The 12,264-nt window shown below is 73.3% G+C and carries 9 protein-coding genes; all 9 read right to left on the bottom strand.

From position 1 onward, the window contains the following. Positions 1-107 precede the first annotated feature (107 nt). Complete coding sequence (gene galE / locus ABZW32_RS08595; RefSeq protein WP_356213073.1) at positions 108-1,067, bottom strand: UDP-glucose 4-epimerase GalE; 960 nt, start codon at positions 1,065-1,067, stop codon at positions 108-110. A 97-nt stretch (positions 1,068-1,164) separates the two neighbouring features. After that, entirely contained in the window at positions 1,165-1,881 is a 717-nt protein-coding gene (locus ABZW32_RS08590; RefSeq protein ID WP_356213324.1) for a response regulator transcription factor, read from the bottom strand. A gap of 137 nt (positions 1,882-2,018) precedes the next feature. Beyond that, the gene (locus tag ABZW32_RS08585) at positions 2,019-3,827 is read right to left on the bottom strand and encodes a PQQ-binding-like beta-propeller repeat protein (protein WP_356213071.1); all 1,809 of its coding nucleotides are present in this window, start codon (positions 3,825-3,827) and stop codon (positions 2,019-2,021) included. 43 nt (positions 3,828-3,870) lie between these two features. After that, positions 3,871-5,547 carry a PQQ-binding-like beta-propeller repeat protein gene (locus ABZW32_RS08580; protein ID WP_356213068.1) on the bottom strand — a complete coding sequence of 559 codons (1,677 nt, stop codon included), beginning with the start codon at positions 5,545-5,547 and terminating at the stop codon, positions 3,871-3,873. A gap of 186 nt (positions 5,548-5,733) precedes the next feature. Continuing rightward, positions 5,734-7,533, bottom strand: coding sequence for an ABC-F family ATP-binding cassette domain-containing protein (locus ABZW32_RS08575; protein ID WP_356213065.1), 1,800 nt, complete (start codon positions 7,531-7,533; stop codon positions 5,734-5,736). 28 nt (positions 7,534-7,561) lie between these two features. Next, positions 7,562-8,914, bottom strand: coding sequence for an acyltransferase family protein (locus tag ABZW32_RS08570; RefSeq protein ID WP_356213062.1), 1,353 nt, complete (start codon positions 8,912-8,914; stop codon positions 7,562-7,564). A 74-nt stretch (positions 8,915-8,988) separates the two neighbouring features. Beyond that, complete coding sequence (locus ABZW32_RS08565) at positions 8,989-9,879, bottom strand: 4-(cytidine 5'-diphospho)-2-C-methyl-D-erythritol kinase (RefSeq protein ID WP_356213321.1); 891 nt, start codon at positions 9,877-9,879, stop codon at positions 8,989-8,991. Between the two features lie 119 nt (positions 9,880-9,998). Beyond that, a complete protein-coding gene (gene rsmA, locus ABZW32_RS08560) occupies positions 9,999-10,901 on the bottom strand; it encodes a 16S rRNA (adenine(1518)-N(6)/adenine(1519)-N(6))-dimethyltransferase RsmA (RefSeq protein ID WP_356213059.1) in 903 nt (300 codons plus the stop codon). Between the two features lie 217 nt (positions 10,902-11,118). Further along, positions 11,119-12,264, bottom strand: a 1,146-nt coding sequence (locus ABZW32_RS08555; protein ID WP_356213056.1) for a ubiquitin-like domain-containing protein, incomplete at its 5' end; no start/stop codon positions are given.

Raw genomic sequence — 12,264 nt, 5'->3', positions numbered from 1 at the left:
GCGCCCGCCCGACGCACGCACGCCCCCGCCCGGGGTGCGGGCGGGGGCGTGGGAGGTGGCGGTGGCTCCGGGCGGGTTGCGGCGGGGCGCGGGGTGTGCCGCGCGCGTCAGGAACGCGTGGCGCGGGCGAAGTTCCAGGCGTCCGTCACGATGCGGGTGAGGTCCGAGCGGGTCGCGGCCCAGCCGAGGCGCTCCTGCGCGGTGCGCGCGGAGGCGACCAGTACCGCCGGGTCGCCGGCCCGGCGCGGGCCGACCGTCTCGGGGATGTCCCGGCCGGTGACCTTGCGGACCGTCTCGATCACCTCGCGGACGGAGAACCCGCTGCCGTTGCCGAGGTTGCAGATCAGGTGCTCGCCCTCCGCCGCGACGCGCAGCGCCGAGAGGTGGGCCTCCGCCAGGTCGGCCACGTGGATGTAGTCGCGCACGCAGGTGCCGTCCGGGGTGGGGTAGTCCTCGCCGAACACCGCGATGGACTCGCGCTCCCCCAGGGCCACCTGCAGGACCAGCGGGATCAGGTGCGTCTCCGGGTCGTGGCGCTCGCCGAACTTCCCGTAGGCGCCCGCCACGTTGAAGTAGCGCAGCGAGACGGCGGCGAGGCCGTGGGCCGCGCACTCTCCCGCGATCATGTGGTCGACGGCCAGCTTCGAGGCGCCGTACGGGTTGGTCGGGGCGGTCGCGGAGGTCTCCGTCAGCGGCCCGTCCACGGGCTCCCCGTAGGTGGCCGCCGTGGAGGAGAAGATCAGGCGGCGCACCCCCGCCTCCCGCATCGCGGTCAGCAGGGCGAGGGTGCCGCCGACGTTGTTGTCCCAGTACTTGCCGGGGTTGACCACGGACTCGCCGACCTGCGAGGACGCCGCGAAGTGCAGCACCGCGTCGTAGGAGGCGTCCAGGTGCTCCGCGGCGTCCTGGATGCGGGCGTTGACCAGGGTCGCACCCGCGGGGACCCCCTCGCCGAAGCCGGTGGAGAGGTTGTCGAGGACGGTGACCTCGTGGCCGGCCTCCAGCAGATGGGCGGCCACGACGCTGCCCACATACCCCGCCCCACCGGTGACCAGGTACTTGCTCACTCGCACTCCAACCTCTCGCGGACGCGCACGGGCGCGCGTGCACTGACTCTGACTTACCGGATTACACGCTTCCGGGGCAATCACCGTTCCGCCCGGCTCACCGCACGGCCGGGCCCTCCACCACGGACTCCACCACGGACTCCGACGCGGGGAACACCGCCCGGTCCAGCAGCCCGGTACGGGCGGCCAGCGCGGCGGCCTCCAGCCGGGAGCCGACGCCCAGCTTCATCAGCACCCGCTGCACGTGCGTACGCGCGGTGCTGGGCGCGATGGCCATCCCCGCGGCGATCAGCCGGGTGTCCTCGCCCTCGGCGACCCGCACCAGTACCTCCACCTCCCGGGGCGTGAGCAGCCGCAGCAGCCGGCTGCCCTCGTCGTCGGGCTGGGCGGCGGGGTTGAGCAGCTCGGCGAAGGCCCCCTGGAGCAGCTGCGGGGAGACCGCCGACTCCCCGGCCCGCGCCTTGGCAAGGGCACGCTCCACGCCCTCGATGCGCTCGTCCTGGCGTACGTAGCCGCAGGCGCCGGAGGCGAACGCCGCGGCGATCCCCCGCGGGTTCGGCACGGGCCCCAGGACCACGACGGCGATCTGCGGGCGCTCCCGCCTGATCCGCGCGACGGGCTCGAAGACCCCGGGCTCGGCGGGGGTGGCGGTGCCGAACAGGCACACCTCCGGGGCGCGGCCGATGACCAGTTCGGCGGCACCCGCCGTCGGCGCGGCCGCCGCGAGCACCCGGTGCCCGCGCAGTTTCAGGGCCGAGGCGAGCGCCTCGGCCAGCAGCCGGTGCTCGTCGACCACCATGACCCTTACGCCCATCAAGGCTCCCACCCCAGATCCTTCTGACCCGGCAAGCTACACGCTTGTTCGACGGAGCGTGCCGGTTACCGCGAGAAGCCCCCGGAAGGATTGACCTTCCGGGGGCTTCGGTTCGCTTCGGTTCGCTTCGGATCGCGTCAGTTCGCGACGAACGAGGCGAAGAGGTACTCCGGGTCGCCCTTGTCGGAGTAGGGCTTGCGCGCCATGGTGCGGGAGATGAAGAGGTGACCGTTGTGGTAGCGGTACTCCGAGTAGTCCATCGAGAAACTCGTCTCGATGCGCTGGCTCGTCTTCTCCGCCGGGTTCTGCATCAGCAGGGTCTCCTTCATCGTCTTGCCGTCGATGCTGACGACCTGGCCGCCCCCGTCGTACGGCGGGACCTTGTAGGCGATGATGTTCGGCCCGTCCATCCGCAGCGGGTACATGGTGTACCGCTCGCCCGCGTCGGCGCGGTCGGCCGTGGGCTTGCCGGTCTCCAGGTCGAAGGAGAGGATCTCGTTGGTGCGGCCGACGGAGGCCGAGCCCTGGTGCTCGTACGAGGGCAGGTACACCTTGCCGTTGCCCACGACCATGTTCGAGCACTGCTCGACCTCGGTGGCGGGGCACTTGGGCGCGTAGTTGCCGCCCGACAGCGCGATGTGGGACTTCAGCTGGCCGGCGTCGTCGACCACGAACAGGTCGCTGACGTTGGTCGCGTTCTTCGCGGTGTTGCCCACGTTGGCCGCGACGATGAGCGGCTTCGTGGAGATGATGCCCGCCCACTCGATGCCCGGCGAGAGCTTGTACGAGGACTTCGGCGCGCCCGTGACGGGGTCGAGGGACTGCGCGAGCAGGGTCTGGTTCGGGATCCGGCCGCACTTGCGCAGCACGGCGAGGGCCTCGCCGCCCGCGTAGCCGAGGTCGTAGCAGCCCTCGCCGTCGACCTTCGGGGACCACAGGGACTTGCCGTCGGCGAGGTTCCAGGCGGCGCCGCCGCTGAGACCGCCCGCGGCGACGGTCTGGCCGCTGAGGGTGACCTCGGTGAAGGCCACGGGCTTGTCGCCGCCGGTGGTGGACTTGGCGGTGGCCGACCACACGAGCTTGCCGGTGTTCAGGTCGATGACGCCGACCTGGGTGCACTGGGGGTACTTGTTGGAGTCGCTCGCCTGGGCCTCCTGGAAGAGGATGGCCGTCTTGTTGTCGCTGATGTGCTTGGTGGCGCCGCAGACGTTGGCGGGGAGCGGGAGTTCCCACTTCTTGCCGCCGTCGACGAGGTTGTAGCCGACCACCTTCGCGATGTCCGACTTGACGTAGGTGCTGTCGGTCAGCCAGGAACCGTCGACGGAGACCACGTCGGCCGGAGCCGGGCTCACCACGTTGACCAGCGTCTTCGACTTGGGGTTGGCCGGGCGCTTCTCCGTGCCGCCGCCCGCGGCCGCCGGGGGCTTGTCGCCGTCGGTGGCGCCGCCGGTGCCGTCGGCGGTCGGGTGGGTGCCGCCGCCCTTGTCGTCGTCGCCGGAGAGGTACCAGAAGCCGCCGCCGATGATGAGGACCACGGCCAGCAGGGCCGCGCCGATGATCATCAGCTGGCTGCGCTGCGTACCGCCGCCGGTGGGCGGGGCGGTCTGCGCCGGGGGCTGCACCGCGCCGGGCTGCGGGTATCCGTAGCCCGGCTGCGGGGGCTGCTGGGGGTAGCCGTAACCGGGCTGCGGCTGCTGCGGGGAGCCGTAACCGGGCTGCGGCTGCTGCGGGTATCCGTAGCCCGGCTGCGGCGGCTGCTGGGGGTGCGGGTATCCGTAACCGGGCTGCGGCGGTGCGCCGGCCGGCGGCGGGGCCTGCGGCTGCGGGGCGGTCGGGGGCTGGGCCGGCGGCTGCGGGGCGGTCGGCGGCTGGGCCGGCGGGGGCGCCCCGAAGCCGCCGCCGTTGGGCGGCTGGTTCGGCGGTGGCGGGGTGTTCGGGGTGCTCATCTGGGGTACTGCTGCCTCTCGGTCGGCGGCTCGGTGGACTCGTTCACTTGCCGAATGCCATCAGGAGCTTCTCGTCCTTGCCGTCGCCGTTCAGCCTGGTCGCCGACAGGAAGAAACGGCCGCCCTCGTAGGACCGCTGCGCGAACAGGAAGGAGCCCTCGATCTTCGCGGCGGGTCCCGAAGGCAGACTCAGGAGCACCTTGGGCTTGCCGTCGCCCACCGCCAGCGAGACGATCTCGCCGGGCTCGTCCACGGCGCCGGTCCGGTAGGCCGTCAGCTGCCCGTTCCCGGCCTTGAGCGGGATGTAGTTCCTCTTGTCCCCGGCCGCGGTGCGCCACTTGGCCTTGCCGCTGGCGAGGTCGAAGGCGACGATCTCGTTGTTGTCGCGCGCCTCGTCGCCCGTGGCCAGGTACAGGGTGTCGCCGTCGACGGCGGCGTCCCCGCAGTTCTGCAGGCCCTCGGAGGTGCTGGAGCCGCCGCAGTTGAGGACGAAGTTGCCCGGGGCGGACATGCTGGCGCGCTTCTGTCCGTCGTTGCCGAGGAAGATGACGGCGCGCTGTTTGGTGTCCCGGTTCGAGGCGTCGATGACGGTCGGGTTGACCGAGTACACGGCGTTGACGTCGTAGCCCTTGGGGAGCCGGTAGGACCAGGTCTTCTTGCCGGTCAGCGGGTCCGCGTCCTGGACCTCGGTGGTGCGGTCCGTGTCCTGGCAGGTGGCGACGCCGATCAGCTTGCCGTTGCCGGCGGCGTAGACGCGGGGCTGGCAGCCCTCGGGGCCGGAGCCGGAGAAGAGCCGCTCGCCGGTGCTGAGCCGGTAGGCGGAGGTGCCGGCCATCCGGTTGACGACGAGGGTGTCCGCGGTGAAGGCGAGCGAGGCGTCGATCTCCCTGTCGAAGAGGCCTTCCTTCTGGACCTGCTTCGTCCAGACCTCCTTGCCCGCCTTGAGGTCGATCAGCTTCATCTGGTCGCAGGTCGCGCTGTCGCCCGCGCCGTCCTTGACGATGACGACCGTCTTGCCGTCGGGGGTCACCTGGCCGGTGAGTCCGCAGACCTCGGTGCGGACGTCGAGCTTCCACTTCTCCTTGCCGTCGGTCACCGCATACGCGACGAGGCTCTTGTCGACGGTCTTGACGACGGTGTCGCCGACCACCCACTGACCCTTCGTCGGAATGCCGGCGCCGGGGCCCGTGAGCTTGGCGGTCTTGAGCCAGAGGGCCTTGTCCTCGCCGGGCTTGCGGCCCGCGTCGAGGTCGATCTGGTCGGACCCGCCGTTGCCGGAGCCGTCGCCCTTGTCCACGGACGGGGAGCCGGAGGGCTTCGGGTCGGCGGGCGTGGAGCCCTGTGCGACCGGCTTCTTCGGGTCCGCGCCGTCGCCCCCCGCGAAGGCGAACCAGGCGCCCGTACCGAGGACGAGCACGCCCGCGACGGCCGCGGCGATCACGACCGCCGTCCGCCGTCCGCGGGCCGGGCCGCCGGGGACCGCCGCGGCGGGGTACGTGACGGTGGGCGCGCCGGGCGGCGGGAAACCGTAGCCCCCCTGCGGGACCGTGGGGGGCTGCTGCGACTGCTGCGGCTGCTGCGGCGTCGGCTGCGTCGGCTGCTGCGCGTACGGGTTGGCGCCCTGCGGCGGGTGTCCGTAACCCTGCTGGGGCGGGCCCGGCAGATGACCGTAACCGGACGGCGTCGGCGGCTGGTTCGGCGGCTGGGGCGGCTCGGTCATCAGCGCATACCTTCGGCGTCGGGCGGTGTGGATCTGCGGATCGGCGGGCACGGGGCGGAAAGAACCGACTCTTTCTATCACTCGTGGCCGACATGCGACGGGCCGGTTCGACCCCTGTTCCCAAGGTCGGACCGGCCCGTGACTCCGCCGTTATCAGGCCGCTTGACGCCCCCCGGGGGCGTCTTCTCAGGCCTCCTCGGCCAGTTCCAGCCAGCGCATCTCCAAGTCGTCCCGCTCGGAGATCAGTTCGCGCAGCTCCGCGTCGAGCTTGGCCACCTTGTCGTAGTCGGTGGAGTGCTCGGCGATCTGCGCGTGCAGGTTCGACTCGCGGTCCGACATCTTGTTGAGCTGGCGCTCGATCTTCTGGAGCTCCTTCTTCGCGGCGCGCGAGTCGCCCGAGGAGGAGGACTTGGCGGCGGCCGCCGGGACGGGCGCCGGAGCGGCCGCCTCTACCATCCGCTGCCGGCGCTCCAGGTACTCGTCGAGGCCGCGCGGCAGCATCCGCAGGCTGGCGTCGCCCAGCAGCGCCATCACCGTGTCGGTGGTGCGCTCGACGAAGAACCGGTCGTGGGAGATCACGATCATCGATCCGGGCCAGCCGTCGAGGAGGTCCTCCAGCTGGGTCAGCGTCTCGATGTCGAGGTCGTTGGTGGGCTCGTCGAGGAAGAGGACGTTGGGCTCGTCCATCAGCAGCCGCAGGATCTGCAGCCGGCGCCGCTCACCACCGGAGAGGTCACCGACGGGCGTCCACTGCTTCTCCTTGGTGAAGCCGAACTGCTCGCACAGCTGGCCCGCCGTCATCTCACGGCCCTTGCCCAGGTCCACGCGGTCGCGGACGCGCTGGACGGCCTCCAGGACGCGCAGCGACGGGTCGAGTTCGCCGACCTCCTGCGAGAGGTAGGCCAGCCTGACCGTCTTGCCGACGGTGATGGAGCCGGCCGCGGGCTGGACCTCGCCCTGCGTACGGGCGGCCTCGGCGAGGGCGCGCAGCAGGGAGGTCTTGCCGGCGCCGTTGACACCGACGAGGCCGACGCGGTCGCCGGGGCCCAGGTGCCAGGTGAGGTGCTTGAGCAGGACCTTGGGGCCGGCCTGGACGGACACGTCCTCCAGGTCGAAGACGGTCTTGCCCAGACGGGCGTTGGCGAAGCGCATCAGCTCGGAGGTGTCGCGCGGCGGCGGCACGTCGGCGATCAGCTCGTTGGCGGCCTCGATGCGGTAGCGCGGCTTCGAGGTGCGCGCGGGGGCGCCGCGGCGCAGCCAGGCCAGCTCCTTGCGCATCAGGTTCTGCCGCTTCTGCTCCTCGGTGGCGGCGATGCGTTCGCGCTCGGCGCGGGCGAAGACGTAGTCGCTGTAGCCGCCCTCGTACTCGTGGACCTCACCGCGCTGCACGTCCCACATGCGGGTGCAGACCTGGTCGAGGAACCAGCGGTCGTGGGTGACGCACACGAGCGCGGAGCGGCGCTCCTGGAGGTGCTTGGCCAGCCAGGAGATGCCCTCGACGTCGAGGTGGTTGGTGGGCTCGTCGAGTACGAGGAGTTCCTGGTCGGCGATGAGCAGCTTGGCGAGCGCGATGCGGCGGCGCTCACCGCCGGAGAGGGGGCCGATGACGGTGTCGAGGCCCTGGCCGAAGCCCGGCAGGTCGAGCCCGCCGAAGAGCCCGGTCAGCACGTCGCGGATCTTGGCGTTGCCGGCCCACTCGTGGTCGGCCATGTCGCGGATGATCTCGTGCCGGATCGTGGCGGCGGGGTCGAGGGAGTCGTGCTGGGTGAGCACGCCCATGCGCAGGCCGCTGTTCTGGGTGACCCGGCCGGTGTCGGGCTCCTCCAGCTTGGCGAGCATCCGGATGAGGGTGGTCTTGCCGTCGCCGTTGCGGCCCACGACACCGATCCGGTCCCCCTCGGACACGCCGAGGGAGATGCCGTCGAGCAGGGTACGGGTGCCGTACACCTTGCTGACTGCCTCGACATTGACCAGATTGACGGCCATCAGACGCGCTCCAGGGAAGGGGTGTGGATCAGCCCCTCAGCCTAACCCTCCGGGCCGACCCCGACCGTTCCACCAGCCAGGCGCCCCCGACGGCCATGCCGATGGCGGCGGGCGCGGTGACCGGAAGGGCGATCAGGACGGCGCTGTGGCCCTGGAGGAGACCGCCGAGGCCGGTCATGGACAGGCCCAGGATCCCCAGCAGGCACAGGGTGATCCCGGCGGCGGCGAGGGGTCCGCTGCCGGGGCCTTCGTCGCGGACGGCATCGCCGACGGCGCCGCGGGCGGTCGCGCCCGGGGCCTCGAAGCGGCGGAAGCAGGCCACGAGGAGGGCGGTCAGGACCGCGGCGAGCAGGATCCGCACCGGCACCTGCGCCCACCAGGCGCCGGTGGCCGGCTCCGGGAGGGCCATGCCGAGCAGGAGCTGGCCCGCGTACACGCCGAGCATGGCGGTGAGGTGCCACAGGAAGGCGGTCATGGCGATCCCGTTGGCGGCGACGACCCCGTGCCAGACGCGCGGCCGGGCCAGCCAGGCGCCGGCGGGGCGGGCGAGCAGCTGGACCGCGCCGACCAGCCACATGCCGTGGCAGAGCAGGGCGAGGGTGGGCGGGGCCATGTTGGAGACCTTCTCGCCGGGCATCCCGACCATGGACAGCGGGTACGGGCCGAACGCCACCAGCAGTACCGCGCCGGCCAGTCCGGCGGCCCCGAGGAGGGCGGGCCGGGTGATCCGGCCGTCGGCGCGCAGGAAGCCGAGCTGGTGCACGGCCAGCCAGACGAGGGCGAAGTTCAGGAACTCCACGTACGGGACCCCGAGCGCGAAGCGCAGTACGTCGACCAGCGCGGCCGCCCCGGCAAGCGCGGCGAACGCGGCCCAGCCGTGGCGGGCGTGCAGCCTCAGCAGCGGCGGGGTGAGGGCGACCATGGCGAGGTAGATCCCGATGAACCACAGCGGCTGCGTGACGGTGCGCAGCGCGGCGCCGGTCAGCCGGCCGCCGCCGTGCCCGGCGAGCTGCACGGCCAGCGCGAGGGCGGCCCAGACCAGCACGAACACCAGGGTGGGCCGCAGCAGCCGGCGCAGGCGGGCGCGCAGGAAGACGGCGTACCCGGGCCGGCCGGGGTACCGGCGCTCCAGGGACCGGTAGGACAGGGCGTGGGAGAAGCCGCCGACGAAGAAGAACACCGGCATGACCTGCAGGGCCCAGGTGAGGACCTGGAGCGGGGGGACCAGGGCGAGCAGGTTCCCCATGCCGTCCCCGCTGACCGCGGCCATCAGCCAGTGGCCGAGCACCACGGTGGCGAGGGAGGCGACCCGGAGCAGGTCGACGTAGCGGTCCCGGGCGGTGGGGGTGGCCGCGGCCATGGCGCGCGCGCTGACTGTCATGCCCCCACGGTGGCGCGCGGCGCCGGGCCGCCGACAGGGCGCGGATACTCATCCGCGCCCTGAGTAGCCGCCGGTCAGGCGGGGAGCGCCGTCGCGCCGGGGGCCGGGGACGCGGTGATCCGGGTGGCCCGGCAGGTGCCGGACGCTTCGAGGGCCGCGGCGACCTTCGCGGCGGACTCCGGATCGCGGACCAGGAAGGCGGTGGTGGGCCCGGAGCCCGACACCAGCCCGGCCAGCGCCCCCGCGTCGGCGCCCGCCGCGAGGGTGGCGGCCAGCTGCGGGCGCAGCGAGAGCGCCGCCGGCTGGAGGTCGTTGACCAGGGCCGCGGCGAGCGCGTCCGGGTCGCCGGAGGCGAGCGCGGCGAGCAGCACCGGGGAGGCCTGAGGGACGGGTACGTCGACGCCCTCGGTCAGCCGGTCGAACTCGCGGAACACCGCCGGGGTGGACAGGCCTCCGTGCGCGACGGCGAACACCCAGTGGAAGGTCCCCGCCTCGACGGGCGTCAGCAGCTCGCCGCGTCCGGTACCGAGGGCGGCGCCGCCCACCAGGCTGAAGGGGACGTCGCTGCCCAGCTCGGCGCAGAGGGCGAGGAGCTCCTCGCGCGGGGTGTCCAGGCCCCAGAGCGCGTCGCAGGCCAGCAGCGCCGCCGCGCCGTCCGCGCTGCCGCCGGCCATGCCGCCGGCGACGGGGATGTTCTTGGCGATGTGGAGGTGCACGTCCGGGGAGATCCCGGCGCGGGCGGCGAGGACCTCGGCGGCCCGCGCCGCGAGGTTCGTGCGGTCCAGGGGGACCTGGTCGGCGTCGGGGCCGGCGCAGGTCACCCGCAGCGCGTCGGCCGGGGTCGCCGTCACCTCGTCGAAGAGGGAGACGGCCAGGAAGACGCTGGCCAGGTCGTGGAAGCCGTCGGGGCGGGCCGCGCCCACCGCCAGCTGGACGTTGACCTTCGCGGGGACCCGTACGGTCACCCCCGCGCGGGAGCCGGCCGCGGGGGCGCCCGTCGCGCCGGGGCCCGTCGTGGGGGCGCCCGTCCCGTCGGTGTCCACCGCGTCGGCGCCCGTCACGGCGGTGCCGGTCGTGGGGGCGCTCACAGCGCGGGCCTCTCGGCGGCGGGCTTGTGCTCGGCGATCGCCGCGAACTCCTCCACGGTGAGGGACTCGCCGCGGGCCAGCGGCGGGACCCCGGCGGCGACCAGTGCCGCCTCGGCGCCCGCGGCCGACCCGGCCCAGCCCGCGAGGGCGGCGCGCAGGCCCTTGCGGCGCTGCGCGAAGGCGGCGTCGACGACCGCGAAGACCTCCGCCTTGGTGGCGGTGGTCTTCACCGGCTCGGCGCGGCGCACGAGGGAGACGAGTCCGGAGTCGACGTTCGGCGCGGGCCAGAAGACGTTGCGGCCGATGGACCCGGCGCGCTTGACGTCCGCGTACCAGTTGGCCTTGACCGAGGGGACGCCGTAGACCTTGTTTCCGGGGCGGGCGGCGAGCCGGTCGGCGACCTCCGCCTGGACCATGACGAGGGTCCGCTCGATGGTCGGGAAGCGGTCGAGCATCGTCAGCAGCACCGGGACGGCCACGTTGTACGGCAGGTTCGCGACGAGCGCGGTCGGCGCCGGGCCGGGCAGCTCGGTCACCAGCATCGCGTCGGAGTGGACCAGCGCGAAGCGGTCCTTCTTGAGCGGCATCCGCGCCTCGATGGTGGCGGGCAGCGCGGCGGCCAGGATGTCGTCGATCTCGACGGCGACCACCCGGTCGGCGGCCTCCAGCAGGGCGAGCGTCAGCGAGCCGAGACCGGGGCCGACCTCGACGACCACGTCGTCCGGGCGCACCTCGGCGGTGCGGACGATCCGGCGCACCGTGTTGGCGTCGATGACGAAGTTCTGCCCCTTCTGCTTCGTCGGGCGTACGCCGAGGACCTCGGCCAGCTCTCGGATGTCGGCCGGGCCGAGGAGGGCGTCGGAAGGGGTCGCGGGGGGCTGCTGCTCTGCGGTGCTCACCGGTAAAGCGTCTCAGATCGGCCGGGTGATCCCGAGCCGGACCGGGTGTCCGCTCCGCGGTGGCGGTCCCGCCGTGGAGGGGCGGGCCGCGCGCGGGGGCGGAACCCGGCTCCCGGTGCGGCTCCTCGTGCCCCGTGGACGGGGTGGTGCGGGGCCGGCCGGGACAGGACATTGTCGACAAAGCGATACGGGCCGGGGGTCGCTTCGACGACCGACGTCAGTGGGTGAGCCTTCGCCCGCAGTGGGGCCAGGGACTCGCCCCCCGCTGCACGTAGAGCTTCTTCGCCCGGTACGTCTGCTCGCCGGCCGGGGCGTCCTGGGGGCGGCCGGTGCCGCCGAGGGCGTGCCAGGTCTGTACGTCGAACTGGTAGAGGCCGCCGTAGGTCCCCGAGGCGTCGGTGGCGGAGGGACGGCCCCCGGACTCGCACTGGGCCAGGGCGTCCCAGTCCAGGCCGTCGGCGCCCGCCACGGAGGCGGGCAGCGGCTTCGTGCCGAACTTGACGAGCTGGCCGACCGGCTCCCGCACGACCTCCTCGGCGATCCTGCGGGGCTCCTGGCGGACGCCGTTGACGGTGCGGAGCCCGTACGTGACGCGGCGCGCGCCGGGCCGGCCCGCGCGCTCGACGACCTCGGTGCCCGCGAAGAGGGTGTCGTCCTCGACGCGCTCGGTCTCGTACGGGATGTGCTCCTCGCGGACCTCGCGGGTGCCGGTGATGCGGAGCACGGTGACGGTCTGGCCGTCGCGGGGGAAGGAGTCGGGGGGCACGGAGGTGGTGTCCTCCCCGCGCAGGGTGATGCCGGCCTGGTCCAGGGCCTCCTGGACGGTGGCGGCGTTGGTGCGGATGGTGCGTTCGCGGCCGTCGGCCATGAAGGTGACGCCGCGTTCGGTGCGGACGCCCAGGGTGAGGCCGGAGCGGGGGACGGGCGCGGTGCGGGGGGCGGAGAGGTAGGCGCCCTCGACGCGGACGCCGAGCTGGCGCAGGGCGCCCTCGACGGTGGCGGAGGTCGTCCACACCTGGCGGCTGTGACCGTCGAGGGTGAGCCGCAGGGGCCGGCCGTAGCGGACGACGATCTGCTCGCCGTCGTCGAGGGCGGATTCCCTGGCGGGGGCGACGAGGTCGTGCGGTCCGATACCGAGGCCCTCGGCGTCGAGGAGGTCGTCGACGCTGCCGGCGAAGGTGTGCAGGGTGCGGGGGACTCCGTCGACGGTGAGGCGGACGGCCTTGTCGGCGGCGACGAAGGCGGTGGTGCCGCCCGCGAGGAAGGCGACGACCAGCGCCTGCGGCACGATGCGCCGCCAGTTGTCGCGGGCTGCGGCGGCGCTGCCGACGACCGTTCCCGATCGCCAAGATCGCCGCCAAGC

This window comes from Streptomyces sp. NPDC004667 (assembly GCF_040609475.1).
In the GTDB taxonomy this organism is placed as follows: domain Bacteria; phylum Actinomycetota; class Actinomycetes; order Streptomycetales; family Streptomycetaceae; genus Streptomyces.
This window is presented reverse-complemented; position numbering and strand designations above follow the sequence as displayed.

Coding starts and splice junctions, on each gene's coding strand:
- ABZW32_RS08570 (WP_356213062.1), bottom strand. CDS start 8,914: ATGACAGTCAGCGCGCGCGCCATGGCCGCGGCCACCCCCACCGCCCGG.
- ABZW32_RS08575 (WP_356213065.1), bottom strand. CDS start 7,533: ATGGCCGTCAATCTGGTCAATGTCGAGGCAGTCAGCAAGGTGTACGGC.
- ABZW32_RS08590 (WP_356213324.1), bottom strand. CDS start 1,881: ATGGGCGTAAGGGTCATGGTGGTCGACGAGCACCGGCTGCTGGCCGAG.
- ABZW32_RS08585 (WP_356213071.1), bottom strand. CDS start 3,827: ATGAGCACCCCGAACACCCCGCCACCGCCGAACCAGCCGCCCAACGGC.
- ABZW32_RS08580 (WP_356213068.1), bottom strand. CDS start 5,547: ATGACCGAGCCGCCCCAGCCGCCGAACCAGCCGCCGACGCCGTCCGGT.